The following is a 26,211-nucleotide window of genomic DNA, read 5'->3' on the forward strand; positions in this document are numbered from 1 at the left end:
CATGAAGAGAATTTTTACGAGTATCTTTCTTTCGTTATGCGTAACCGGTGCCGCCCTCGCACAGGATATTCATAACAACCCTGGCAGTAACCACGGTAACAAGTTTGAGCAGTTGGGCACTATTTTGAGCACACCCAATGAGCAAAGAACTGCCAGCGGTGCACCGGGTGTAAAATACTGGCAACAGCGCGCCGATTACAACATCAAGTGCGAACTTGATGAGAAGAATTTAAAGCTTACCGGCAGCGAAACCATTACTTACTTCAACAACTCGCCAGACCAGCTAACTTACATTTGGTTGCAGCTTGATGAGAACGAGCACAGCAGCATTAACAATTCGGGTTACCAAAGCAGCTCGGGTATGCCGCGTGCCACCACTACCCAAAATGTTGATAAGAACGAGGCACGCAACGGCGACGCCGATAACGGCCTTGGTATCATGATATCAAAACTTACCGATGTTACAGGCAAAAAGTTAAGCTACACCATCAACAAAACCATGATGCGTGTAGATTTGGCTACCCCGCTTAAACCGGGACAACAGTTTGTATTTAATGTAGACTGGACCTACAAAATAACTGATCGTATGACCGTTGGCGGCCGCGGGGGGTATGAGTTTTTTCCTGAGGATGGTAACTATTTATTTACCATGACACAGTGGTACCCGCGCCTTTGCGTTTACAGCGATTTCCAGGGATGGCAAAACCATCAGTTTACAGGCCGTGGCGAGTTTGCGCTAACGTTTGGTAACTTCCGCGTACAAATGACCGTTCCTGCCGATCACGTTATTGGTGGTACAGGCGAGTGTATAAACTACAGCGCTATATTAAGCCCTGAGCGTTTGGCGCGTTACAACCGTGCTAAAACTGCCGCAGCACCAGTTGAGATAGTTACCCTTGCCGAAGCCAAGAAAGCAGAAAAGGCGCCATCAACCGCGAAGAAGACATGGGTTTTCCAGGCAAATAATGTTCGCGATTTTGCATGGGGATCATCACGTAAGTTTGTTTGGGATGGTATGGGCCAAAAGGTAAACGGCAAAAACGTAATGTGCATGAGCTTTTACGGTAAAGAAGCCTACAACCTTTACAATAAATACTCAACAAGGTTAGTGGCGCATACCGTTAAAACCTATTCAGATTTTACGATTCCTTATCCATATCCTGTTGCCCAGTCTGTTGAGGCATCAAACGGTATGGAGTACCCGATGATATGCTTTAACTATGGCCGTACCGAAAAAGATGGCACATACAGCGAAAGCACTAAAAACGGTATGATAGGTGTTATCATCCACGAAGTTGGTCACAACTTTTTCCCGATGATTGTAAACAGCGACGAGCGCCAATGGACATGGATGGACGAAGGTTTGAACTCGTTTGTTGAGTACCTTACCGAAGAGCTTTGGGATAATAAGTTCCCGAGTAAAAAAGGCGCAGCGTATACAATTGTTGATTACATGAAATTGCCTAAGAACGAACTTGAGCCGGTTATGACCAACTCAGAAAACATTGTTCGTTTTGGGCCAAACGCATATTCTAAACCGGCAACTGCGCTAAATATATTGCGCGAAACCGTAATGGGCCGTAAACTTTTTGATTATGCTTTTAAAGAATACGCACGCCGTTGGGCCTTTAAACACCCAACTCCGGCCGATTTGTTCCGCACAATGGAGGATGCAAGCGGCGAGGATTTGGATTGGTTCTGGAGAGGTTGGTTCTACGGTACCGATCCTGTTGATATCTCGTTAGATTCAGTTAAATACGCCAAAGCCAACCTTGATGCCAAGGCTCCGGCAATGGGTGGCAACCGTACACCACGTGTTGCTCAGCCTGCAGTAAACAGCTTTGAGGATATCTCTAAAGTACGTAACCGTAATGATAAGAGCATACGTTTCCAGACAGATAAGGATACTGCTACGCAGGATTTTTACTGGAAGTATGACCGTGGTATGGTAACAGTTGACACTGCTAAGTTCAGCGCAATTGTAAAAGCCCAGCCGGCACCCGACGCTTACTTTGAACCATTAAACGATGCCGACAAAGGCAAATACGACAGTAAATATTTTTACGAGCTTAACTTTAGCAATAAAGGCGGTTTGGTAATGCCTGTAATTGTTGAATTTACCTTTAAAGATGGTACAAAATGGACAGATCGTATTGCCCCGCAGATTTGGAGATTGAATGAAAAAACCGCTTCTAAATTCTATATCCACGATAAAGAAGTAGCCTCAATCAAACTTGACCCAATGCGCGAAACTGCTGATATTGATGAGAGCAACAACTATTGGGGTAAGATGCCTGAGCCATCAAAATTCCAATTGTTTAAACAACGTACAGGCGGCCCGGTTCGTGGACAGTCAACCGGTGTTAACCCAATGCAGGTTTCAAAAGCAAAATAAATTATATCTTATCGGATGTCTAAACGCCATGCTTACAAAGCATGGCGTTTTTGTTTTGTATAACTGTGATTAGCTATTTCAATATCGTTACACTGCCCGAGCGTTTGTCTTTCCCATTACGTAGATCAATGACATAATAGTAAACACCCGTGGAAAGTATTTTGCCGTTCCTTGTTAAATGTTTGGTGCCTGCTCCAATATGCGCAGGCAAGCGACAAAAATTAATAGTAAGGTTATCGATAATCTCACAAAACAGCGGCTGAGTGTATATGCCTTTAAAAGGCGCAAAGATAATAATACACATTAATTTTCAATTATTTAGCGATTGATACACTATAGGCAATTTGACGGATGACGATTATCTTTGCTAATATTATTTGCAAACGGTAGGCAATTATCCTTATTTTCGCACTTTATGCCTGTTTATATAGCGTCATTAAATTCGGGGAGTAACGGCAATTGTTATTACGTTGGTAACGAGCGCGAAGCTGTGCTTGTTGATGCAGGTATATCATGCCGAGAAACCGAAAAACGTATGGCCCGGCTTGGGCTATCTATGCAAATAGTGAAGGCTATCTTTATATCGCATGAGCATTCCGACCATATTCGCGGATTGGCTGTTCTGGCAAAAAAATACAGGCTACCGGTTTACGTTACCGATGGTACTGTTCATCATTGCGGCGATGTGCCGCGTGAGCTTTGCATGCCGCTAAAGGCATACAGCTCCGTGCAAATAGGAAGCCTGGTTATAACGGCTTTTCCAAAACATCATGACGCTGCCGAACCAACCAGCTTTATGATTGCCGATGGCGATACAAGGATTGGTGTGTTTACAGATATCGGCGCTACATGCGAGCATCTGATAAAACATTTTAACCAATGCCATGCGGTTTTTCTGGAGGCTAATTATGATGAGCAAATGCTTGAACAGGGCAGGTATCCATATTACCTGAAAAGGCGAATACGCGGTGGCAAAGGTCACCTGTCTAACAAACAGGCGCTTGATCTTTTTATCAACCATAAGCCCAACTACATGAGCCACGTGTTGCTGGCGCACCTGTCAAAAGATAACAATGATCCGCAATTGGCTCAGCAGTTATTTGCGCAGCATGCAGGTAATACGCATGTAAGCGTTGCATCACGATATGTGGAGAGCGAGGTTTACTGCATTAATCCGGGGAGTTCTATTGCCAAAGAGGTATTGCCTAATTTTATTACCGGCCAACTTCAATTTGTTTTAAGCTGATGCTTGATATTCTGTACCAGGACGAGTACCTCATCGCCATTAATAAACCACATGGGCTGCTGGTGCATCGGTCGTCCATCGCTGCCGATGCCTCAGAGTTTGCTCTGCAGTTGCTTCGCCATCAGATAGGAAAGAAGGTAAACCCTGTACATCGTATTGATCGTAAAACAGGTGGCTTGCTGTTATTTGCGTTTGATAAACCTGCTGAGATTGCTATGCAGCAGGCTTTTATGGAGAACAGGGTCAGCAAGAAATACCTTGCCATATTACGTGGTTTCACAGATGATGAAGGGGAGATAGATTATCCCTTACGTAAAGAGAATGGTACGTTGCAGGAAGCCCTTACACGTTACAAAACTTTGCAGCGCGCTGAACTTGATGTACCGCATGGTGCGCACCCTACGTCACGCTATTCGTTGATTGAGGCCAAGCCCGAGACCGGCCGTATGCACCAGCTCAGGAAACACTTTGCCCATATTTTCCACCCGATTATAGGCGACAGAACGCACGGATGCAATAAGCAGAACAAGTTATTTAAAGACCGATGGCAAATGGAAACTATGTTTTTACATGCGTCGCAGCTTTGTTTTGAACATCCGGTAAGTAAAAAAGTAATTACTATTGATGCCCCCTTACAGCCCGAATTTTCGCAGGTAATGAATTTGATGGGATGGAATTAAAAAAATGCTGTTTTATTCATTAGTGGTCGTACTTTTGCGGGGCTAAAAAATACATTGTAAATAATTGATGAAAAGAGTTGTTGTAACCGGGATGGGTGTTGTATCTGCTACCGGTAATACCGTTGCAGAATTTTGGAATAATATAGTTGAGGGCAACAGCCCAGCAACACCTATAACGCGCTATAACCCTGAGAATTTTAAAACACAATTTGCTGCGCAGATAACTAACTTGAACGTAACGCAGCATCTTGACAGGAACGATATTAAACGAAGCGACCTATATACACAATACGCGCTTATTGCCGCTAAGCAGGCCATCGAAGATTCGGGATTTGAAATCAACCAAATGTCCCCGTTTGATGTTGGCGTAATATTTGGCTCGGCACAGGGTGGTTTTGAAACATTTGAACAGCAATACCGCGAATTTGCGGCAGGCGGCTTCGAGCCCCACTTCAACCCGTTTTTTATACCTAAAACGTTGTTGAATATGGCGGCCGGCATTATCTCCATTAAATTTGGTTTTATGGGGCTTAATTTTTCAACTGCTTCTGCATGTGCAAGTGCCAATACAGCTATTATGGATGCGTTTAATTATATCCGTTTTGGCAAAGCTAAAATCATTGTAACTGGCGGATCTGATGCGCCCATCAGCGAAGCGTCAATGGGTGGCTATAACTCGCTTAAAGCGCTTTCAACCCGTAATCATGACCCTAAAGCTGCCTCAAGACCATTTGATGTGGAGCGTGATGGTTTTGTAATGGGCGAAGGTGCCGGCGTGTTAGTGTTGGAAGAATATGAACATGCAAAAGCCCGTGGAGCACACATCTACGCCGAAATTGGCGGTGCTGCCATGACATCTGATGCATACCATATAACAGCAACCCATCCTGAAGGCAAAGGAGCTATTGAAGGTATGAAACGGGCGCTTGATGATGCCGGTTTGAATGCGGCTGATATCAACTATGTGAACGCCCATGCAACATCAACACCCGTTGGCGATTTAAGCGAAGCTAAAGCTATCAGTGCGGTATTTGAGGGTAATAACGATCTGCATGTCAGTGCAACTAAATCTGTAACGGGCCACTTGTTGGGTGCCGCAGGTGCGGTTGAAGCCATAGTAAGCATTAAAGCAATAACAGATGGAATTGTACCGCCAACCATCAATACCGAAACTATTGATCCTGAAGTTCCTGCCGGTTTGCAGATAGTGATAAAAGAAGCACTTAAGAAAAACGTAAATGCTGCTTTAAGCAATACCTTTGGCTTTGGTGGACACAATGGTGTTGTAATATTTAAAAAAGTATAGTTATGAACAATAACGAAGTGATGAAGAAGCTACGCGTGGCGCTGCAGCTGCGCGACGATGATATAATCGAGATATTAAAACTAGCCAATTTCCGCACCACTAAAACGGAGTTAAGCGCGATCTTCAGGGCGGAAGATCATCCAAACTATATGCTTTGTAAAGATCAATTGCTGCGCAATTTTTTAAACGGCTTGGTAATTTACAAACGCGGCCCAATGCCCAAAAAAGAACCTAAGCCAACTACTGACAAGAAAGATAATAGCAAGCCGCCGCAAGGCAAGCCATAAATGAAAAGCCCCTTATAAGGAGCTTTTTTGTATTAATTTGTATTTACCTGCTTTTATCAACTTCTGCTGTTCGGGTGAGAAAGATTCGCGGCCGCCAAAATCCTGCACCCAATACTTGTTCTTTTCTGCTACGCCCACCTCTTTAAATGTTGGGTTCATCAGGTTTTTGCAATGTCCTTCGCTTTTAAACCAACCTGCGGTCACCTCGGCAATGCTTGTTTGGCCAAAGGCTATATTTTCGCCAACTGCAAAGCTCTTAAAGCCCTTAAAAATATACCCGGCAGTGATAATGCGGCTGCTCATGCTGCGCCCGTCTTTACTGTCATGACTAAAGTAGTTTTTCTTGGCCATGTCTCTGGCGTGACCTTCTGCAGCTTTTTCAAGATCATCATTCCATACAAGGGGCGGAGCGGGCGGATAGTATGTGCTACCGCATTTGCAACCCTTTGTACGGGTATCATTAATTAAACTCAAAAATTCGTTTTTAAATGATGCGTTGTTATCACTATTCGTGAAAGCAGTAAACAATACAACGGAAATTATAAAACTTATGCCTAATAAATATTTTTTCATGTCGAATGTTATGACATTAAATACGGCACAGGGTTTAATTTATTGCCGGTGTGTTATTCACCGGGTTCTTTTGAAGAAGTAAATCAAAATCACCACAATTAAAATAGCTGCAGTAAAGGTTATAGCGAGGCCAATCGTTTTGGAGATGGCAGCGTTTTTCGTAGGATCTTTTTCTTGTTGGTGCTTACGTATGACTTTTTTTTGCTGCTCACAACAGAGTCGGTTTTACGCGCTTGTATAGAATCTTGCCCCGCCTGCATAGCTAATATCTGCGCTGCCTCATCTTTTTTGATATCCTCGTCAATTGCTTGCGAACGCTTAAGCGCTATTGTACCCTTTTCGTAATCTTTCATACGGTTGTACAGGAAGGAGTAATTCAATTGCACTGCAGACTCCAACTTAGGAATTTTATTTGCGGTTGATAAACTAAGCGCTTCGTTAAGGTCGCGCATGGCAAGTTTGTAATCTTTCAAGTCCATTTTAATGGTTGAAAGTTTAATCAATGAGGCTACAAGATTAGGTATATCCTTTTTTACACGCGATAAATAGCTCGATTGTAAAATAAACCATTTAGCCTGGCTATATTTCTTTTGCGAGTGATAAACCTTTGCCAAGTTATCGAAACTAACACGAAGGCCTGTAGTATCTTCATACTTGCTGTAATTGTGCAGTGCAAGCATGGTGTAGTTTAGGGCCTCACTTTGGTAATAGAATTTTTTACGCCTGTTGGCTATAGTATCATACTTTAAATACTGAGATGCAATTTGGGTATAGATCTGTCCCTTTAAGGTATCGTTGGTGTTTTGTTGCAGTTTCATTTTAAGGCTGTCTAACTGGGTGTCGGCAGCAAAAAGTTGTAAACCGGCTAAAAGGAGTATGGCGAGTGTTAATAGTTTCTTCATTGGGATAAGCACTAACTTATTTACTGGTAAACAAATTGTATGCCTATTTCGTAAGTGTTCTGTTATATTGCCATAGCTACAACTCTACGGAGGGTAATTATACTTAAAGTGTTGGTAACTATTACATTTACGTGGAAAACATTACTCAGCTGTGTGTCAATCTGGCTGATATTATTGGATGTGTATTAAAAAGCCTACAAAAGGAATAAGAAGAAGTTTACCGGATTACGCTTTCGTAACTGTTAAGCAGTTGGCTTATGGCAGGCTGTTTACGAGCCCAGTTAAAAATCGCTATACCAAGGCAGGCGCAGCTAATACCTGCAAGTACATCCAGTACGTAATGATGGCTTGCAAACACAGCTGTAAACCATATTCCTACCATTACGATAGCGAAAAATAAGTTTACCCAGCCCAAGCGGTTTTTTATACCGTAATAAAGCACAATTACCGGGTATGACGAATGCAACGAAGGCATAGCTGCAAACACGTTTGACCCTTTAGTATAAATTGATTTAAAAAGGTCGATATGGAAGTAATTATCAAAACGGGCAAGGCCAGCCATGTTCCCTTGTGTAAGAGGCACAAATTTGAAACCGTACATCTGTACATACCATGGCGGTGCGGCCGGATAGGCATAGTAAATAATAAAACCCAGCATGTTTACCAGCACAAAGGTTAGCGCGAAGTAAATAAACTGCTTGCGGTTTTTAAAAAACAAGTAAGCAGCAAAAAACAATGGTACAGGTATCCAGCATAAATAAAATAAGCCGGTGGTAACATTTACAAACGGGTTATTAATGCGGCCCAGATATTCATTAGGCGTAAGCAGCCTGCCGTTTAGGTTAATACCAAACAAATGCTTTTCGGTATTGTAAAGGCTGCCTATAGCTACTGCTTTGTAGTTGTAGTTTGGAAAGGCCTTCATGTAATCGAAAATTATCCAATACACAATGAAGATGCTGAAGCCAAGTATAAACTTACGTGTAGTTACCGACGCGTAAAAAAGTACGTTGAAAATGCCTATAAGCACCAGCTGATCGCTCTTATAGCCAACCAGCACCCATGACAATAGTAGATAAACAATTGACAGTGCAGATACAATACCTATGCTTTTTGCGTTGATCTGAACACTCTCGGGTTCAGCATTAGCCATTTTGCTTTTTAATGAAATCTGAACGGAAAATTTTATCCCATATGGGAGAGCTTACACCGTATCCTTTGGTAGGATCCTGGTAATGATGAAGCATGTGGTGTTGTTTAATCCTTTTCCAAAAGCCGCCTTTGAAGTTGAAGTGGTGTATGGCATAGTGTGATATATCATAAACAAGGTAGCCTAAAATAAAGCCCGGGAAAAAACCGAGTACATAATGCGTTGGCAAAAGGGCATTAAATAAAAAGTAGAAGCCGGTAGCCAAAGGTATACTTGCAGATGGTGGCATAACTAAACGCTTCGCATCGCTTGGGTAATCATGATGCACGCCATGAAATATAAAATGCAGCCTTAAAGCCCACGGTGCTTTAGGCACAAAATGGAATATAAAGCGATGCAAAACATATTCGGTAAGCGTCCAGATAAATAAGCCGGCTAAAAACATACCTATATAAGTACCAAAGCCAAGGCCTTTATCAAAAGCAAAATAGGTGCAAACGGCTATAACCGGTACAAAAATTATAATGGGTACAACGTAATGTACCTTTGATAAGCTTTCTAAAAAATCGCTTTTAAACATCCTCACGGATTCCTGTGAGTTTGATACAAAGTTTTTTGCCATAATATCAGGGTTTAAAACGTTCCGTAACTTCTTTTCCTGTAACAGGGTCGGTGCCTTTAAATTCTACGTACACCACATTTGGCAACCAGAAAGAACCACCCTCTATCTTTACAAATAAATTATGCAGTATCATCTGCCTTTGCGAAACAGTCGCGAAGATATGATATTTTCCGTCGGCAGCCTTCATCAAAGTGAGCGGAAATTTTTTGTATGACACAAATCTGATATCAAATTTGTTGTCGGCCAGTTTTTTTGAAACTATTCCGTAAGCAAACTTGCGTTGTACATAACTCAGGTTTTCTTTTTGGCCTTTTTCGTTGTAACGTATCCAGTAAGCCTTTACAGGTTCGTCGGCATCAGGCAGGCCCGTACCTTTATCAACGTTTAAATCGTAGATTATGGTATTGATGTTTGATGTACGCTGCAGGTAAAACAAACGGTTAGCATCAGCCGGAGGTACCGGAAAAACCAAAGGCTTCTTTTTACTTGTATCAGCAGCAGCACCGTTAGGCAGGCTTACAGCTACATGTGCTTTCGCCGGGAATATAAATGCAAAAAGCAATAACGCAACCGCGGCGGTTTTTAATAAACTATTGCTCATCTTTAGTTTCAGAAAGTGCTTTCCGGGCATCGGTCAACCTTTTAAAGGCGGTAAAGTTGGTTAATACAGCAAGTAAGGTGATAGGGAAAGTAAATACCGACATTGTTTCAAATACGTGGAACTTTAAGCCGGGAATGTACAATTTATAGTCGCCGCCAATGTATGATGATGTAATGCCACAGGCAATGGCGAATACACCGATGGTGATTACACGCTCTGGCCTTTGCATTAAGCCGCCTTTGCATTCAACACCCAGGCCTTCGGCACGGGCACGTACATAGCTAACCATCATTGAGCCGATAAGTGCTATAAAAGCGAATATAGAGCTTAAGAAATAATGATGCGCAACCAGGTAATAGCAAATGCCCAGAAACATGATCAGTTCGCTGTAACGGTCAAGCACAGAGTCATACAATGCGCCAAAAACCGATTTCATGTTACCCAAACGTGCAACCTGCCCGTCGAGCATATCAAAAAGGCCGGCAAATAAAATAAGGCCACCTGCCCATCCTACATATTCAAAATCGCCACGGTTGCCATCTTCGGCACCGATAATAAAAATTGCTGCAACACCTACGTTTAATATAAAGCCGATAGATGTAACGGCGTTTGGTGTTAAACCGATCTTAATCAATAGTTTAACAAAAGGATCAATGATCTTATAAATACCAAGCTGTAGGCTTGTGCGTACTGATGTTTCCTGTGCCATTTTCAAGTTAAAATTAATAAATTCCTACCATTTTAAAAATCGAATTTGATCTTAACCCTTACACCAAATTTGGCTACGTCGGGGTTGTCCAGGTAGGTAAATCGTTTCACTGCGTCAATCCTTACAAATTTAAAAATGTTCTCGATGCCCACACTTCCTTCAACGTAAGGAGTACGGCCCAGGCCGTATGTGATTTGCTCGCCATTTCCATCTTTCGGGAATTGAAACAGGTCGGGGTGGATCGATGGATTATTTTTGCTATCCAACCCACCAAAAAGTGCTTTTACTGAAGCGGTTTCGCGCCACTTAAGCTTTTTAAATAAAGGTATTTTATTAAAGAAGAAACCGCCAAAATGATGGTCGACAATTACACTGGCAGATTTATCACTCACAAACTCCAAAAAGTTCATAAGGTTAAAATTATCTATCACGTAAGAAAAGGTTTGGTTACCACGATGTATGTTCAACAAAGGGTAGGGAACCTTACCAAATGTGCGCGACGCCTCAACCGTGATATCATTGAAACCAAATGGAGCCACGTAGTTGCGTTTATCGAGCCTGAATTTCAACTGCTGATAGCTATAATCGCCTCCTAAAACATCTTTTAACCCCATGGTGTAATCCAAAGATATTTTAGGGTACTGATTGCGGATAGGCGTACGGAACAACTTACCCTGGTAAAACTTTTCGTTTGGCGCATAACGCACACCAAATGATACTTCGGACGTGGTAAGATTGTTAAAAATATTGTTTTGCGAACCTATGAAAGGGTATAAGCTACCTGCGGGCGTCTGTGTAAGTTTTGATAAGCCTACAGTGTACGAAAAGTGATTTTCATACTCTTTAATGTAGTCTATCCTGTAGTTGTCGTTATACAGATACTTATCGTTTTGGCCGCGTTTAAATGATAATAGGAAGTTGTCTTCCTGCACGAACTGTAACTCCTGACCGGGAATTTTTGTATCACGCTGAAAGCTTGCCCTGATGTAGTGCTGCGGAAAGCGGTAAATGCTTTTTCCGTTCAACGACCAGGTAGAGGCAATAAAGTATTTCCAGCGTTTATCTTTAAAACCGTAAGCGCCGTAACCTTCAAAAAATATTTTACGGCTAAAGTCGGCAGTGGTACGTCCACCGGCACGCAGCCTAAAACCTTCTACTGGGTTGAAGCTGTAAAACGCACTTGCCGGTCCAATTTCAAACGGACCAAAGTTTTTAAAACCAGCAAATAATAAATTGATAATATCCGCAGTGCGCCTAAAGGAAGGCATGTGAGTAAGGCTGTCTATATTTTTGTAAGCTCTGGCTTCAGCCGTGCTTAAGGTATCGTAACGGTTGGCTGCCCAAAAACTTTCCGGACGGTGTTTCAGATCTTCATTGTCTGTCTCAACAGGAGGCAAGTAAGTAGTATCAGCCCGTGGTTTATTAATGGCATAGTCTCGACGGGTAAGTGTACGCACTCCAAACAACCCGCTCTTACGCTTGGCGGTTATGCCGAAGTCTGCATAAGTATTGCTTCGTTGCAGGTGATAGCGCCCATCGGTACTTGGCTCAAAATCCAGGTCGATGTGCATGCTGCGTACAAAGTTTACGTTAATGTTGTTGTTTACATTTAATGCTGCCTTTTGCACAGCATAGTTGCCATCAAGCGTAATAAATATCTCGCCCTCAAATAAAATGTTATTGGTATTACGCGGCGTAAAGCTTAGTTCTATAAGCTTTTTGCCATTATCGGCCACTACGGTATCAACAATAAAATACTTGTAATACGTTGGTGCATCATTAGCTATAGGGCTAATAAACTCACGGTTGAGCAACAAGCTACTGTTATCATAGATATCCACCTTTGAATATAACTGTTGAAAATACTGGCCAATACCCTCAGTATCAAAACCGGGCCCGAAGTTTACCGACTTTTCGCCCAATAACTTTTCGCGCTTAACTTCCGGATTTTTACGGTAAAAGGTTTCGGTCACACGTTCTTTTAAAAATATGGGCAGCAAGCTCTTACCTGGGTATGTAACGCTGTCTTTATTCTCGAACATAAACCTGTATTTCCTGAATATGCGGCGCTGTTTTGTTTTTTCGGAGATGTTGCTGAGCGAAAATTGCATCTTGTCATACTCCTTGTACTCAACATAGTCGTATGCCTCAGGGCGGTTTTTAGGCTTGTTTGCAATTACCTGGCGTATCAGTTTTACAGCAGGGTTTTCGTTGTCGTACTTAGGCTTTTTTGCTGTTTTAATAGTAACCTCATTTAACTGGGTTGATGTTGGTGCCAGCCTGATGTTGAGGGTTTGTACCTTATCGCCTTTGACAGGGTAAACCGCTTCGCGGTAGCCGATGTAGCTAACTTTTAACTGTGTATATGGTTGGGCGGATCTGATGGTGTATTGCCCCTGTACGTTTGTGGTGACGCCAACGTTGCTGCCCAAAAATGCAACGCTTACATATGGTAGCGGCTGCCTTGTAGATGCATCGGTAATGGTACCGGTAACAACTGTTTGGGCCAATAATGTGCTACTTGCCAAAAGTGAGATAAGCAGTAAGCAAAACCTATATTTAAAAATCATTTATTCAACAGGGGTAATTAAGCAAATACAAACTTTTTTTGCAGGAAGTAATTATAAGTTACGCCCACAATAAGTGAAACTACAACTTTTGAAATAATATAACTTAAACCAAAGTAATGTGTAACCAAAAAAACGCCCGACGTGTTTAAAAAAGCATTTCCTCCCCATACAATCACATATTTTAAGATTTGTTTGGGCATGCCTTTGCTTTCTCCGTGAAAAACCCACACACGGCCAAGCATAAAATTAGCAATGCCGCCAACAACGGTACCTATAAGGTTAGCTGCTACATACCAAACATGAAAAATTTCCTTGCAGACTATCGTGGTCAGAAAGTCAAGTGCTGATGCAATTAAAGAAGAGGCTTGCGCTTTAACAAAAGTTGCCATTAAATATTCACCGGCTTTACTTTGTTTAAGACTATCCCTGCCGAATAAGGATTAATTAAATAGTGCTTTTGTGTGTAAGACACCCAAAGGTGTGTATTTGTTACTATATACGTACAAAAATACGCTATAGTCTTGAATGACAATAATATTTTAACACGAATGATAAAATATTGACAATTTTAACTGCTAAGTATAAACAAAAACGGCCGATGCGTTTATAAGCGCATCGGCCGTTTCATCAACTTATATCGAGTTACGCAGTTGCGTAAGCTTCTTCATAATAGTCTAAACCTAAGTGCGTAATTAGGTCTTCGCCCATTAAGTAGCGCAAAGTATTTTCCAATTTTATCAATTGTTTAAAGATATCATTCTCTGCTGGTAAACCCGGCGCAGTTTGCGGAGATTTTAAGTAGAATGATAACCACTCCTGTACGCCGCTCATGTTAGCGCGTTTTGCGAAATCGCAGAATAAAGCTAAGTCTAAAGCGATAGGCGCAGCCAGGATCGAGTCGCGGCAAAGGAAGTTGATCTTAATCTGCATTTTGTAGCCCAACCAGCCAAAAATGTCGATGTTATCCCAGCTCTCTTTGTTATCGCCATGAGGAGGGTAGTAGTTGATACGGATCTTGTGAAAAATTTCGCCGTATAACTCAGGGTTATCTTCCGGTTTGAAGATATCTTCCAACACGCCTAATTTTGATACTTCTTTAGTTTTAAAGTTATCCGGGTCATCCAATACCAAGCCATCGCGGTTACCCAGGATGTTGGTAGAGAACCAGCCATGTACGCCTAATGAACGTGCAGCTAAACCAGGAGCCAATATGGTTTTCATTAAGGTTTGGCCTGTTTTAAAATCTTTACCTGCAATAGGAGTTTGCGTTTCTTTTGAAAGCTCAACCAAAGCAGGGATATCAACTGTTAAGTTAGGTGCACCGTTAGCAAATGGCACGCCCAATTTTAAAGCTGCGTAAGCATAAATCATGCTTGGCGCAATGCGTTTATCGTCATCCAATAATGCCTGCTCGAACGCCGCTACCGATTGGTGAATTTCTGAAGCTTCGTAATAGATCTCGGTTGAACCGCACCATACCAAAACAACACGGTCAAGACCATTCTCGGTTTGGAAGTTTTTGATGTCTTCCATAACCTGCTGTGCAAGCTCGTAACGGGTACCGGTTTTCACAAACGTACCGTCAAGGTTTTTTGCATAGTTTTTATCGAAAGCCGCTTTCATTGGTTTGATAGACTCTAAACCTTCACGTACTTCGTTTAATAATGAAGCTTCAAGTACTTTAGCGTTCATTGCCGCTTCATACACGTTATCTTCATACACGTCCCAACCACCAAAAACAATATCGTTAAGATCTGCCAAAGGCACAAAATCTTTAATTTTTGGATGGCGGTTTTCTGTACGTTTACCCAAACGGATGCTGCCCATTTGCGTTAATGAGCCTATTGGCTGTGATATACCTTTTTTTACTGCCTCAACACCGGCAATTAATGTGGTTGCTACGGCACCTAAACCAGGTATTAATATACCCAATTTGCCATTAGCTGGTTTAATGTTAGCTTTCATTACTGTACTGTATGTTAAATTGTATAAAGCCTGTTGAAATGGTATGCTACATACCCTGTCGCTAAACTTTATTTAGTGTGCTTCTTCATGTATTACGCGGCTGCAAATATTTACTTTTTAAGTCACTTGGTCAGCAATATTTATAAAGTTTACCAAATTATGAAAAACTTATAGCCGGCAATTTGGCGTATAAGGTCGCTAAATCGTCTTTTCGTAAATACGATATGTTTTATATTGCTCGCCGCCAATAGCTTCTATGGCGCGGTTCACCATATCGTTCTTCTCAAGCGTCCACGATGCTTCGGCATACTTAAGGCCTTTATGGCGATACTCTTTTATAATGCTGCCGTATAAACAGGCCTCAATACCCATTTTGCGGTAACCATCTATAACACCCAACAGCATGATACGTATGCCGGTAATTTTCTTTTTGTTGAGCAACAGCTTAAATATGCCTGTCGGTAGTAAGCGGCCTTTTTTAATTGTTTTTAAAATTTGATTAATATCAGGTATGGCCACGCCAAAACCTACTATTTTACCATCCTGCTCGGCCAGGTAGGCAAAGTCTGGATCGAGGATCATTTTAAGGTCTTTGGCGGTGTAATCAAACTCCTCATTGGTCATTGGGAAAAAACCCAGGTTTTTATCCCATGCCTTGTTATAAACATCGCGCAAGGCATCAGCTTCCTGCTTAAAGTTTTTAAGATTTATTTTACGGATAGTGATACCGCTGTTGCGTGTCAAGCGTTCCTGCAACCTGTCAAGCATCTGCAGCGATTTGTCGTTGTAATTTTGGCCATCCCAGTGCCATGCAAGCAAATCGGTTTGTTTAACAAAGCCCGCGTTTTCAAGCAAACCTATATAGTACTGGGAGTTGTATGGCATCATCACCATTGGCGAACTATCAAAGCCCTTTACCAATAAGCCGCAAACTTCGTTAGTTGACGGATTTACGGGGCCAACCAATTTGGTAGCACCTTTTTCTTTAACCCAATTTTTCGCGGTGTCAAATAACAGGTTGGCGGTTTCCTGATCATTTATGCAATCAAAAAAGCCAAAGAAACCATCATTGACATTATTAAAATTGTTATGGCTGGTATTGTAAATAGCAGCTATACGGCCAACTATTTTGTTGCCGTCGAAAGCCAGAAAGGTTTGCAGCGATGAATGTTTATGAAAAGGGTGGGTTGTTAGCAAATCTCTTTGAGCAATAAACAACTCCGGAACATAATAAGGATCGTTTTTGTACAGCTCATGTGGAAAATCAATAAAAGAGGCAAGTTCTTTCTTTGATTGAACTGCAACGATTGTTTTCATGTTAATTAAGGGGGCTTTTAAAGAAATGATGCCACTTTCGTGGCATCAAATAGGTTGCAATATGTAGTAATTATATTTTCTCTTTTATAGTTGTTACACCAACTGCTTTATAAGCAGCTATCAGTTTTTCAACTGCTTCGTCTATTTGCTCGAAGGTGTGTGTGGCCATCAGTGAGAAACGTAATAATGACGAATCTGACGGAACGGCTGGAGAAACAACCGGGTTAACAAATACCCCGGCTTCCTGCAGGTAATTGGTTACCTGGAAAGTTTTAGCATTATCGCGTATATATATAGGTAGGATAGGGCTTTCTGATGCACCAATATCAAAACCTTCATCAGTTAATAACTTAACTGCGTAGTTTGTGTTATCCCACAATTTTTGTATACGCTCAGGTTCCGATTCAATAATATCAAGTGCAGCAATTACGCTGGCAACAGAACCCGGTGTCATACTCGCGCTGAACATTAATGAACGTGCGCGGTGTTTAATGTAATCAATAGTGTCGTTATCGCTGGCAATAAAACCACCCAAAGAGGCAAGTGATTTACTGAAAGTGCTCATGATCAAATCAACATCCTCGGTAAGGCCGAAGTGTGATGCAGTACCTGCGCCATTTTTACCAATAACGCCAAGGCTGTGTGCATCATCAACCATGATGTTGGCACCGTATTTATCGGCAAGCTCAACAATCTCCGGTAGTTTAACGATGTCACCTTCCATGCTGAAAATACCGTCAACAACAATAACTTTTACAGCTTCCTCGGGCAGTAAACTAAGTTTACGCTCAAGATCGTGCATATCATTGTGGGCATACTTGATTGATTTAGAGAACGACAAACGGCTGCCGTCGATGATCGAAGCATGATCATACTCGTCAAGTATGAGGTAATCGTTACGGCCAACAATGCATGATAACACACCAAGATTAACCTGGAAACCGGTACTGAACAGTACAGCAGCTTCTTTGCCAACATAATTTGCAAGGCGGTTTTCTAATTCAATATGAATATCAAGCGTTCCGTTCAAAAACCTTGAACCGGCACAGCCTGATCCGTATTTGTCAATAGCTTTTTTTGTAGCCTCTTTTATTTTAGGATGATTAGTTAAACCTAAATAAGAGTTAGAACCAAACATCAAAACACGGCGATTATTGATAATTACTTCAGTATCCTGGCCAGACTCAATAGGTCTGAAATACGGATACAGTCCCTGTGCCCGGATCATATTAGCATCCTGGAACTGGGCAATCTTCTCGTGTAGTTTTTTAACCATCTATTTAAACACTTCTTAAATTTTTTGTAAAAATACCATGAATAAGCTTATCTGCCGCATTAGAAATGTAAATTTTTTTACACAATCTTAATAACGCGCACCTTACAATGATTAAGCAAATTAATTAAATTTTTATGAAACGAAACTGAATTATTTGAATTTTTAGGTAAAAATGTCAAAACGCAGACCAATTATCATATAAATATCCTCGTTACGTAAAATTTCTGTTGTTAACTTTACAATGTTGGCTATAAAGTTCATCTTCGTGGCACCCTATTAAAATATTACGATTCACCGGGCAAACCTTCGCTTAGGCTTTTCGTTCTTACATCGCTTATTAATCTTTATGAAACACCTTAAATACTTAATTTTAATTAATATAGTATTAGCCGTCCCCAATTTATTATTTGCTCAGGCGCCTGCAGATACCACAACAGCCGTTGTTAATTTACAACAAAGTATTGAATATGCCCTCAAAAATCAGCCGCTTTTAAAGCAGGCTTATATTGATGAGCAAATCAACGAGCGTGATATCCGTATCGGATTGTCGGCCTGGTTACCACAGATAGGTACAACCGGTTCATTTCAGCACTATTTTCAGCGCCCATCCTTTATAGCAGGGGGTGTAGGTGGTAATACAGGAACGGGCACTGGTACCGGCGGCACCGGGACAGGAACCGGTACCGGAACAACCGGACAGCAAAATTTGGCAATTGCGCACAACGTATCAAACTTGGGCTTGTCTGCTAGCCAGGTTATCTATAATAATGATGTACTGCTTGCATCACGAGCAGCAAAATATTCGCGTGCATCATATCAGCAAAATACCGAAAGCACCAAGATTGATCTGGCTTCAGATGTCAGCAAGGCTTTTTATGATGTGCTTTTGTCGCAGCGCCAGTTAGATATTATACTACAGGACATTGTGAGACTGCGCCGCAGTTTAAAAGATGCATCGTCGCGTTATCAGGCCGGTGTGGTTGATAAAATAGATTCCAAACAAGCCACCATTGCGCTTAACAATGCTTTAGCATCCCGTAAAGCTACCGAAGAAGCTATAAAAAGTAAAAAGGCATACCTTAAACAGGTGATGGGTTTAAACCCAAATAAGCCTTTAGCGCTTGCTTATGATACAACTACTTTACAAGCCGAGGCTATCATCGATACCAACATGGTGCTTGATTATACTAAACGTATCGAGTATCGTCAATTACAAACACAGAAAAACCTGCTTAACTTAAATGTGAGTTATTACAAATGGGGTTTCCTGCCATCGCTATCGGCGACAGGTGGTTACAGCGCGGGGTACTTTAACGATAGCTTTTCGAAATTGTACGATAATAACTTCCCTACCTCATTTGCCGGCTTAACACTAAGCATCCCTATCTTTCAGGGCGGTAAACGTATCCAGAATTTGCGTAAAGCGCGTTTGCAGGTTGAGCGAAATGATCAGGACCTGGTTAACAGCCGCAACGCTATCAATGCCGAGTTTCAGCAATCAATGGCAAATTATAAGAGCAACTATACCAACTGGGTTACCTTGCGCGAAAACGTAGCCCTGGCAACCGATGTATATAAGGTGGTAGAGTTGCAGTACCGAGAAGGCATTAAGGTATACCTTGATGTGATTGTAGCGCAATCAGACCTGCGTACCGCTCAGTTAAACTATTACAACGCCTTATTCCAGTTGCTATCATCTAAGATAGATGTGCAGCGCTCGATGGGGCTTTTACGTGCCGAATAATTTTGCTGACTTAGACACAAACACAAATACAACACGACAAACACTGATAATGAAAAATAAATATACTTTTTGGATTGCCGCACTGGCACTGGTATCAGCATCGGCATGTAAAAGCGGTGGTGAGAAGAAACCTGCTGCCATGCCACCCACGCTGGTTAACGTGGCAACAGTTGAAAAAGCCGATGCCTTATATTACGACCAATACCAGGGCCTTGTTGTTGCCCTGAACGCCGTTGAATTGCGAGCCCAGGTTGGCGGTTTTATCACCGGTATTTTCTTTAAAGAGGGTAACGTAGTACAAAAAGGCGCACCCCTGTACGAGATAGATAAACGTAAATATGCAGCGGCTTATGAGCAGGCTGTGGCAAACGTTACCAGTGCAAAAGCTAATCTTAATAAGGCAAAAAAGGATATCGAGCGCTATAACATGCTGCTTAAAAACGATGCTGTGGCCCGCCAAACGGTTGACCAGGCTACTGCAACATACCAAACTGCCCAAAGCCAGGTAGCTGTTGCTGAGGCTGCCAGAACATCTGCCGCTACAGATCTATCATATGCAACCATCCGCGCGCCATTTACCGGCCGCATCGGTATATCGCAGGTTAAGCTTGGCGCACAGATTACGCCGGGTACTACTTTATTAAATACCATTTCTTCAGGTAACCCGATAGGTGTTGATGTTGTGATAAACGAGCAGGATATAGATCGTTTTTATAAATTACAAAAGTCAAGTACAGATACCACCTTCAGACTGCAGATAAACGGCGGTAACAACTACAATCACACCGGTAAAATATTCGCTATTGATCGTGGCGTGAACAACGGTACTGGTACCGTAAAGGTGAGGGTGCAGTTTCCTAACCCCAATGATGAACTTAAGGATGGTATGAGCTGCGTGTTACGTGTGCTTAATGATGATTCGGGCAATCGTGTACAAATTCCTTATGCTGCAATTACGGAGCAGATGGGCGAGTTCTTTGTATTTATTGCTAAGGATACCGTAGCAGAGCAGCGTAAAGTAACGCTTGGCCCCCGCATAAACAGCAACATTGTTATTATGAAAGGCATCGAGCAAGGTGAAAAATTAATCACGGCCGGTTTCCAGCGTTTGCGCGACGGTGGCAAAATTTCATTAGGCCAGCAGGGCGCGGCAGCACCTAAAGATGCCAAAGGCACCGCTAAATAGTACGGAGCTGAATACTAACTGGGTTTATGCCCAACATTTACTGAAGTAAACGATAAAATATAATGATCGCAGATACTTTTATACGACGACCGGTAACCGCCATAGTGATTTCACTGGTTATTGTTATCGTCGGCATTTTGGCCATCTTAAGCTTGCCTATTGGCCAGTACCCCGAAATTACACCACCTACTGTACAGGTAACCGGTAACTATACCGGTGCCGATGCATTAACGGTTGAACAAACCGTAGCTACGCCTGTAGAGGTACAGGTAAACGGTACACCCGGCATGACCTACCTGCAAAGTAACAGTACAGGTAACGGCCAGATGAGCATGACCGTAAACTTTGAAGTAGGTACAGATATTAATATTGCCGCGCTCGATGTGCAAAACCGCGTAGGTATAGCCCTGCCAACCTTGCCGCAGGAAGTGCAGCGTTTAGGTATGGTGGTACGTAAACGTAACCCGAGTATTTTGATGCTTGTGGCGTTATACGCACCAAACGGTACACATAACGTAACCTTTACAGATAACTATGCCAACGTTTTTGTTAAGGATGCGCTATTGCGCACCAAGGGTGTGGGTGACGTGTTTACACGTGCCGATGACTTTAGTATGCGTATATGGCTTAAGCCTGATAAGCTTGCTGCCCTAAACATGACCGCTGCCGAAGTTACCGCCGCATTGCAGGAGCAAAACGCGCAGGTAGCAGCAGGTACCGTAGGCGCAACGCCACAGCAAAAAGGCCAAACATTTGAGTACACCGTATTGGTGAAGGGCCGTTTAGCTACCAAAGAGGAATTTGAAAACATAGTTGTTAAAACGCAACCGTCAACAGGCGCGGTAGTACACCTTAAGGATGTGGGCCGCGTAGAGTTGGGTAAGTTTAACTATGCTGGTAACTCATTTATTGATGGTAAACGTGCATCATACCTGTTGATATACCAGGCACCTGGAAGCAACGCGATAGAAACAGCAGATAACGTTGTGGCTACCATGAACGAGCTTAAAAAGTCTTTCCCTGCAGATATTGATTACGTTGTGCCATTTGAGTCGGTATCGGTTATCCGTGTATCGCTTGATGAGGTTATCGAGACGCTGGTAATTGCATTGGCATTGGTTATTGTGGTGGTATTTTTATTCCTGCAAAACTGGCGCACAACACTTATCCCGGTTTTGGCAATCCCTGTATCTATCGTGGGTACATTCATCTTCTTTATACCTTTAGGTTTTACCATCAACACGCTTACGTTGTTTGGCTTCGTGCTTGCTATCGGTATTGTGGTGGATGATGCCATTGTGGTGGTAGAGGCTGTGCAGCATAATATGGACGCTAATGGAATGACGCCTAAAGAAGCTACTCATCAGGCCATGACGGAGATTTCGGCACCGGTAATTGCCATTGCTTTGATCCTCGCGGCGGTGTTTGTACCGGTAGGATTTGTGCCGGGTATTGTGGGCAGGTTGTATCAACAATTTGCCATAACCATTGCAATTTCCGTATTGATTTCGGCTTTCGTGGCATTGTCACTTACGCCTGCATTGTGTACCATATTGTTGCGCCCGCATAAGATCGACGAAAATTCAACCGGGTTAAACAAATTCTTTTACAAATTTAACCAATGGTTTGATCGTATTACCGGCCGCTATCGTAACGCGGTTGATAAAAGCATCAAGGGATCTAAATACATCATCATACTACTGATCTGTATTGTTGTTGGTACGGTGCTATTGTTCCGCGGCAAGTCATCAGGCTTTATTCCGTTGGAGGATGAGGGCCGTATCATTATTACGTACGATTTGCCGGAAGGATCTGCAACCGAACGCACTGTTGACGTATTGCATCAAATGATGAAGATGCTTGACAGTATACCGGGCATTAACCATTATGCAGCCTTAGGGGGACTAAACGCGGTGAACTTTGCAACCAAGTCAAACAGTGCAACCATGTTTGTGCAGTTGAAGCCTTGGGAAGAGCGTAAGAGCCCCGAAACCCAAAAGGACTCGCTGATTACCATCCTGCAGAAAAAGTTATCTACTATCAAACAAGCAAACGTGGTGGTTATATCCCCGCCGGCTATACCTGGTTTGGGTAACACAGGTGGTTTCTCATTTATATTACAGGAGAAAGAAGCAGGCGGTGACATCAAGAATTTTGAAAAAGTGCTTGGCGACTTTACGGCGGCTATTAACCAGCGCCCCGAAATCACAAAAGCATTCTCGTTCTTTACCGCTCGCACGCCGGCTTACCAGCTAACTATCGACAGGGAGAAGGTTAAGAAGATGGGTGTGCAGTTATCTGATGTAAATAATGCGCTGCAAACCTACATGGGTAGTGCCTATATAAACGATTTAACAGTATATGGCCGTAACTTTAGGGTAGTGGCCCAGGCCGATACTAATTACCGCACCAGCATTGGCAACATAGGCCAGTTCTTTGTACGCAACAGCGCGGGTAACATGGTGCCTTTAAGCACAGTAACCAGTTATAAAATAATTGAAAACGCACCGCTTATATCGCACTATAACTTGTTCCGTTCTGCCGAGATAAACGGTAACGCTGCGCCGGGTTATAGTAGTGGTGATGCTATCAAGGCCTTGCAGGAAGTTGCAGCGCAAACCTTGCCGCAAGGTTATGGTTACGAGTTTTCGGGCTTAAGCCGCGAGGAGTTGCTATCAGGATCAAAAACCATTTACATATTTGCGCTTTCCATAGGCTTTGTGTTCTTGTTCCTGGCCGCCTTGTATGAAAGCTGGTCGGTACCGTTCTCGGTATTGCTAGCCGTACCTTTAGGTGCCTTTGGTGCGATATTATTCCTAAGCTTTTGGCCAAAACTTACCAATAACGTTTACGCCCAAATTGGTCTGATAACGTTGATAGGTTTGGCGGCAAAGAACGCAATTTTGATTGTTGAGTTTGCCAAGGAACGTGTTGATAAGGGGATGGAGCTTGAAAAGGCAACGCTTGAAGCAGTACGTCTCCGTTTGCGCCCAATCATCATGACATCACTTGCGTTTATATTGGGCGTTGTGCCTTTGTTATTTGCATCTGGCGCAGGTGCCGAGTCTCGTAAAACTATCGGATGGACAGTATTTGGTGGTATGCTTACCGCAACTACGCTGGCTATATTTATAGTACCTGTGCTCTACTATATCATCACAAAGTATGCGTATGGTAAAGAAAAGCTAGCCGAGCTAGAGAAAAACTATAATCCGGAAGATTTTGAACATGGCCAAAGCCATTAATATTTAAAAGCCCCGCAATGGGGCTTTTTTTTTGAATACGAGTTTTTGGTGCGTGCCAATACCGGCGTACAAAGCCGTCAGTTGACTAATTTTTAGCTATAATGGCTACACTTTTTCGGCAAATCTATACACTTCAAAGGCATATTTCAAGCAAAATTATCCCTATCTCCAGTAGCAATTAACGGCTCTTGCTGAACCGTTAAACCGAATTGATTATCAGTATATAACGTTAGATATAATACCCGCTATGGCCAATTGTTAAGGTTTTATCAGTTGAGTTTAGTGTTAAATAGATGTTAAAAATTGGCACGCTGGCAAAGTATTTGATTGTAGCGGTGTATCACAATTTGTACATGTTTAATTAAAAGACAACAACAATGAAAACAACAACTAAATTTATAGCCGCTGCTTTTACGGCAGTAGCTTTGTTCATCGGAACTTCAAGTGTTAAAGCTCAAACAATTGGAAGTGGCGTTCGCTTTGGTATTGGTGTAGAGGGTTTGCTTCCAACTGGTAACCTGCACGACATCTCTAACGTAGGTGTGGGTATCACTCCACGTTTACAATTTGGCGTTGCTGATAACGTTGGCTTGACGTTGACTTCTGGCTACCTGAACTATTTCGGTAAAGAAATCGACAACACTGGCTTCAAAACTAAATCATATGGTATGATCCCGGTTAAGGCAGGTATCAAAGCATTCGTTTCTAAAAACGTTTATTTAAGTGGTGAAGTGGGTGCTGCATTTGAAACTTCTGGCTTTGGCGAAGTAAAAGGCGGTCCTGATTTGGATACTAATACTAAATTATTGGCATCTCCTGGTATAGGTTGGGCCAACCAGTCTTGGGATGTAGGTGTACGTTATGAAAGCTACTCTGGTCAAAGCAATAACTTTGGTGCAGTAGGTCTGCGTATTGCTTACGGCTTCGGCTTGTAATTTACCAAACCAAAAAGACACAACAATTAAACAGAAATGCCTCTGCAATTGCGGGGGTATTTCTGTTTTTGGGGCTTCACGAATTTGGAAATTGTGTGCTAGCTTAAGTATCGAATACCCCAAAAAAGAAAAGTCTCCATACCAACCGGCAGGAGACTTTTTCTTTTTAGCTTATTAAGTAGCTTATGCCAACTTGCTCAATGCATTTTTTATCCTGCGTACAGCCTCGATAAGTTTATCTTCTGCAGCAGCGTATGATATACGAATTGATTTTGTATCACCGAACGAGTCGCCACCTACTGTTGCAACGTGCGCTTCTTCTAAAAGGTAAATACTTAATTCATCAGCATCGTTAATGGTTTTGCCATTGAAGCTTTTGCCGAAGAATGCTGTAACATTAGGGAAAAAGTAGAACGCACCATCCGGCAGGTTTACTTCAATGCCCGGTATTTCTTTTAGTAGATTGTAAACCAGGTCGCGGCGTTTTTGGAACTGCTCGCGCATGGCAATTACTGTTTCTAAACCGCCATCATAGGCAGCAACACCTGCCTTTTGCGTTATTGAGCAAGTGCCTGATGTAACCTGGCCCTGCATCTTATCAAAAGCGGCAGCAAGTTCGCTGTTTGATGCTGTGTACCCAATTCTCCAGCCGGTCATGGCAAAGCCTTTTGACCATCCATTGATGATAACTACACGGTCTTTAATATAATCAAACTGCGCTATCGACTCATGGCCACCAATAAAGTTAATGTGCTCATAAATCTCATCGCTCATGATGTAAACGTGAGGATGCTTTTCAAAAACTTTTGCAAGTCCTTCTAACTCATCTTTGCTGTAAACGCTGCCGGTAGGGTTACACGGAGACGAAAACATGAACAGTTTTGTGTTTGGCGTAATAGCTGCTTCGAGCTGCTCTGGCGTGATTTTAAAATCACTCTCAACCGTAGTATCAATAAATACGCTTTTACCTTCGGCAAGTTTAACCACCTCCGAGTACGAAACCCAGTATGGCGTAGGGATAATAACCTCTTCACCAGGGTTAACAAGGCAAAGTACAGTATTGGCAATTGCCTGCTTTGCACCGGTAGACACAACTATTTGTGTGGCAGTATAGTCAAGGTTGTTTTCGTCCTTCAGCTTTTTTACTACAGCCGCGCGCAAATCAGGATAACCTGCAACAGGGGTGTAGTAGGTAAAGTTTTTATCCATAGCTGTTTTAGCAGCTTCCTTGATATGGTCAGGCGTATGAAAATCAGGTTCGCCAAAGCTCAGGCTGATCACATCAACACCCTTAGCCGCAAGTTCGCGGCCCATTTTTGCCATTTTAATGGTCTGTGATTCCGACAGGTTATTAATCCTGTTACTTAATACGCTCATAGTATTTATGTTAATGCGGCAAATATAAAAAATTAGTTAACTGGCTGCCCAGTAATTTGAAATGTAACGTCGGTTGCCTTATTTGTCCTAAAGGATTGTTTAACCAGGAACCTTTTAGTTCATAA

At 42.4% G+C, this 26,211-nt stretch carries 21 protein-coding genes; 9 read left to right on the top strand and 12 right to left on the bottom strand.

Features of this window, described 5'->3' with window-relative positions; translation table 11 throughout:
* Position 1 precedes the first annotated feature (1 nt).
* The 5 genes from FPZ43_RS00445 (at position 2) to FPZ43_RS00465 (ending at position 5,914) form a co-directional block, all read left to right on the top strand.
* Complete coding sequence (locus FPZ43_RS00445) at positions 2-2,395, top strand: M1 family metallopeptidase (RefSeq protein ID WP_146379884.1); 2,394 nt, start codon at positions 2-4, stop codon at positions 2,393-2,395.
* A gap of 415 nt (positions 2,396-2,810) precedes the next feature.
* On the top strand, positions 2,811-3,641 hold the full coding sequence (locus FPZ43_RS00450) for an MBL fold metallo-hydrolase (RefSeq protein WP_146379885.1): 831 nt from the start codon (positions 2,811-2,813) through the stop codon (positions 3,639-3,641).
* Positions 3,641-4,321, top strand: a complete 681-nt coding sequence (locus FPZ43_RS00455; protein ID WP_146379886.1) for a pseudouridine synthase — start codon at positions 3,641-3,643, stop codon at positions 4,319-4,321. The genes FPZ43_RS00450 and FPZ43_RS00455 overlap by 1 nt, the downstream gene beginning before the upstream one ends.
* A 67-nt stretch (positions 4,322-4,388) precedes the next feature.
* Positions 4,389-5,627 (top strand): beta-ketoacyl-ACP synthase II, encoded by a 1,239-nt coding sequence (gene fabF / locus FPZ43_RS00460; RefSeq protein WP_146379887.1) that lies wholly within the window; start codon positions 4,389-4,391, stop codon positions 5,625-5,627.
* Positions 5,628-5,629: 2 nt separating this feature from the next.
* Positions 5,630-5,914: a DUF1456 family protein gene (locus FPZ43_RS00465; protein ID WP_146379888.1), complete on the top strand. Its 285-nt coding sequence runs from the start codon at positions 5,630-5,632 to the stop codon at positions 5,912-5,914.
* A 12-nt stretch (positions 5,915-5,926) separates the two neighbouring features.
* On the opposite strand, the gene FPZ43_RS00470 is transcribed toward FPZ43_RS00465, so the two are convergent.
* The 11 genes from FPZ43_RS00470 to spt all read right to left on the bottom strand — a co-directional run bounded on the left by FPZ43_RS00470 (position 5,927) and on the right by spt (position 17,599).
* On the bottom strand, positions 5,927-6,487 hold the full coding sequence (locus FPZ43_RS00470) for a CAP domain-containing protein (RefSeq protein ID WP_146379889.1): 561 nt from the start codon (positions 6,485-6,487) through the stop codon (positions 5,927-5,929).
* Between the two features lie 119 nt (positions 6,488-6,606).
* Positions 6,607-7,389 carry a hypothetical protein gene (locus FPZ43_RS00475; RefSeq protein ID WP_146379890.1) on the bottom strand — a complete coding sequence of 261 codons (783 nt, stop codon included), beginning with the start codon at positions 7,387-7,389 and terminating at the stop codon, positions 6,607-6,609.
* Between the two features lie 217 nt (positions 7,390-7,606).
* Positions 7,607-8,542: a phosphatase PAP2 family protein gene (locus FPZ43_RS00480; RefSeq protein ID WP_146379891.1), complete on the bottom strand. Its 936-nt coding sequence runs from the start codon at positions 8,540-8,542 to the stop codon at positions 7,607-7,609.
* Positions 8,535-9,161 carry a sterol desaturase family protein gene (locus FPZ43_RS00485; protein WP_146379892.1) on the bottom strand — a complete coding sequence of 209 codons (627 nt, stop codon included), beginning with the start codon at positions 9,159-9,161 and terminating at the stop codon, positions 8,535-8,537. The genes FPZ43_RS00480 and FPZ43_RS00485 overlap by 8 nt, the downstream gene beginning before the upstream one ends.
* A gap of 4 nt (positions 9,162-9,165) precedes the next feature.
* Positions 9,166-9,762: a DUF4833 domain-containing protein gene (locus FPZ43_RS00490; protein WP_146379893.1), complete on the bottom strand. Its 597-nt coding sequence runs from the start codon at positions 9,760-9,762 to the stop codon at positions 9,166-9,168.
* Positions 9,752-10,471: a CDP-alcohol phosphatidyltransferase family protein gene (locus tag FPZ43_RS00495; RefSeq protein WP_146379894.1), complete on the bottom strand. Its 720-nt coding sequence runs from the start codon at positions 10,469-10,471 to the stop codon at positions 9,752-9,754. The genes FPZ43_RS00490 and FPZ43_RS00495 overlap by 11 nt, the downstream gene beginning before the upstream one ends.
* A 32-nt stretch (positions 10,472-10,503) precedes the next feature.
* Positions 10,504-12,981, bottom strand: coding sequence for a DUF5686 and carboxypeptidase-like regulatory domain-containing protein (locus tag FPZ43_RS00500; protein ID WP_261380922.1), 2,478 nt, complete (start codon positions 12,979-12,981; stop codon positions 10,504-10,506).
* Positions 12,982-13,058: 77 nt separating this feature from the next.
* Positions 13,059-13,430, bottom strand: a complete 372-nt coding sequence (locus FPZ43_RS00505; protein WP_146379896.1) for a GtrA family protein — start codon at positions 13,428-13,430, stop codon at positions 13,059-13,061.
* A gap of 253 nt (positions 13,431-13,683) precedes the next feature.
* The gene (locus FPZ43_RS00510) at positions 13,684-15,006 is read right to left on the bottom strand and encodes an inositol-3-phosphate synthase (protein WP_146379897.1); all 1,323 of its coding nucleotides are present in this window, start codon (positions 15,004-15,006) and stop codon (positions 13,684-13,686) included.
* 198 nt (positions 15,007-15,204) lie between these two features.
* Positions 15,205-16,323: a hypothetical protein gene (locus tag FPZ43_RS00515; protein ID WP_146379898.1), complete on the bottom strand. Its 1,119-nt coding sequence runs from the start codon at positions 16,321-16,323 to the stop codon at positions 15,205-15,207.
* 70 nt (positions 16,324-16,393) lie between these two features.
* Positions 16,394-17,599: a serine palmitoyltransferase gene (spt, locus tag FPZ43_RS00520; protein ID WP_146379899.1), complete on the bottom strand. Its 1,206-nt coding sequence runs from the start codon at positions 17,597-17,599 to the stop codon at positions 16,394-16,396.
* 346 nt (positions 17,600-17,945) lie between these two features.
* Here spt and FPZ43_RS00525 point away from each other — a divergent pair, with 346 nt between their 5' ends.
* The 4 genes from FPZ43_RS00525 (at position 17,946) to FPZ43_RS00540 (ending at position 24,709) form a co-directional block, all read left to right on the top strand.
* Complete coding sequence (locus FPZ43_RS00525; RefSeq protein WP_146379900.1) at positions 17,946-19,343, top strand: TolC family protein; 1,398 nt, start codon at positions 17,946-17,948, stop codon at positions 19,341-19,343.
* Between the two features lie 49 nt (positions 19,344-19,392).
* The gene (locus FPZ43_RS00530) at positions 19,393-20,529 is read left to right on the top strand and encodes an efflux RND transporter periplasmic adaptor subunit (protein ID WP_146379901.1); all 1,137 of its coding nucleotides are present in this window, start codon (positions 19,393-19,395) and stop codon (positions 20,527-20,529) included.
* A gap of 62 nt (positions 20,530-20,591) precedes the next feature.
* On the top strand, positions 20,592-23,774 hold the full coding sequence (locus FPZ43_RS00535) for an efflux RND transporter permease subunit (RefSeq protein WP_146379902.1): 3,183 nt from the start codon (positions 20,592-20,594) through the stop codon (positions 23,772-23,774).
* 377 nt (positions 23,775-24,151) lie between these two features.
* A complete protein-coding gene (locus tag FPZ43_RS00540) occupies positions 24,152-24,709 on the top strand; it encodes a hypothetical protein (protein ID WP_146379903.1) in 558 nt (185 codons plus the stop codon).
* A gap of 183 nt (positions 24,710-24,892) precedes the next feature.
* Here FPZ43_RS00540 and FPZ43_RS00545 read toward each other — a convergent pair whose 3' ends face one another.
* Entirely contained in the window at positions 24,893-26,086 is a 1,194-nt protein-coding gene (locus FPZ43_RS00545) for a pyridoxal phosphate-dependent aminotransferase (protein WP_186461727.1), read from the bottom strand.
* Between the last annotated feature and the right edge of the window lie 125 nt (positions 26,087-26,211).

The sequence above is a fragment of the Mucilaginibacter pallidiroseus genome (assembly GCF_007846085.1).
Taxonomy (GTDB): Bacteria; Bacteroidota; Bacteroidia; order Sphingobacteriales; family Sphingobacteriaceae; genus Mucilaginibacter; species Mucilaginibacter pallidiroseus.

Excerpts from the sequence above, each read along its gene's own strand:
- FPZ43_RS00445 (WP_146379884.1), top strand. The coding sequence starts at position 2 with ATGAAGAGAATTTTTACGAGTATCTTTCTTTCGTTATGCGTAACCGGT.
- FPZ43_RS00450 (WP_146379885.1), top strand. The coding sequence starts at position 2,811 with ATGCCTGTTTATATAGCGTCATTAAATTCGGGGAGTAACGGCAATTGT.
- FPZ43_RS00455 (WP_146379886.1), top strand. The coding sequence starts at position 3,641 with ATGCTTGATATTCTGTACCAGGACGAGTACCTCATCGCCATTAATAAA.
- fabF (WP_146379887.1), top strand. The coding sequence starts at position 4,389 with ATGAAAAGAGTTGTTGTAACCGGGATGGGTGTTGTATCTGCTACCGGT.
- FPZ43_RS00465 (WP_146379888.1), top strand. The coding sequence starts at position 5,630 with ATGAACAATAACGAAGTGATGAAGAAGCTACGCGTGGCGCTGCAGCTG.
- FPZ43_RS00470 (WP_146379889.1), bottom strand. The coding sequence starts at position 6,487 with ATGAAAAAATATTTATTAGGCATAAGTTTTATAATTTCCGTTGTATTG.
- FPZ43_RS00475 (WP_146379890.1), bottom strand. The coding sequence starts at position 7,389 with ATGAAGAAACTATTAACACTCGCCATACTCCTTTTAGCCGGTTTACAA.
- FPZ43_RS00480 (WP_146379891.1), bottom strand. The coding sequence starts at position 8,542 with ATGGCTAATGCTGAACCCGAGAGTGTTCAGATCAACGCAAAAAGCATA.
- FPZ43_RS00485 (WP_146379892.1), bottom strand. The coding sequence starts at position 9,161 with ATGGCAAAAAACTTTGTATCAAACTCACAGGAATCCGTGAGGATGTTT.
- FPZ43_RS00490 (WP_146379893.1), bottom strand. The coding sequence starts at position 9,762 with ATGAGCAATAGTTTATTAAAAACCGCCGCGGTTGCGTTATTGCTTTTT.
- FPZ43_RS00495 (WP_146379894.1), bottom strand. The coding sequence starts at position 10,471 with ATGGCACAGGAAACATCAGTACGCACAAGCCTACAGCTTGGTATTTAT.
- FPZ43_RS00505 (WP_146379896.1), bottom strand. The coding sequence starts at position 13,430 with ATGGCAACTTTTGTTAAAGCGCAAGCCTCTTCTTTAATTGCATCAGCA.
- FPZ43_RS00510 (WP_146379897.1), bottom strand. The coding sequence starts at position 15,006 with ATGAAAGCTAACATTAAACCAGCTAATGGCAAATTGGGTATATTAATA.
- FPZ43_RS00515 (WP_146379898.1), bottom strand. The coding sequence starts at position 16,323 with ATGAAAACAATCGTTGCAGTTCAATCAAAGAAAGAACTTGCCTCTTTT.
- spt (WP_146379899.1), bottom strand. The coding sequence starts at position 17,599 with ATGGTTAAAAAACTACACGAGAAGATTGCCCAGTTCCAGGATGCTAAT.
- FPZ43_RS00525 (WP_146379900.1), top strand. The coding sequence starts at position 17,946 with ATGAAACACCTTAAATACTTAATTTTAATTAATATAGTATTAGCCGTC.
- FPZ43_RS00530 (WP_146379901.1), top strand. The coding sequence starts at position 19,393 with ATGAAAAATAAATATACTTTTTGGATTGCCGCACTGGCACTGGTATCA.
- FPZ43_RS00535 (WP_146379902.1), top strand. The coding sequence starts at position 20,592 with ATGATCGCAGATACTTTTATACGACGACCGGTAACCGCCATAGTGATT.
- FPZ43_RS00540 (WP_146379903.1), top strand. The coding sequence starts at position 24,152 with ATGAAAACAACAACTAAATTTATAGCCGCTGCTTTTACGGCAGTAGCT.
- FPZ43_RS00545 (WP_186461727.1), bottom strand. The coding sequence starts at position 26,086 with ATGAGCGTATTAAGTAACAGGATTAATAACCTGTCGGAATCACAGACC.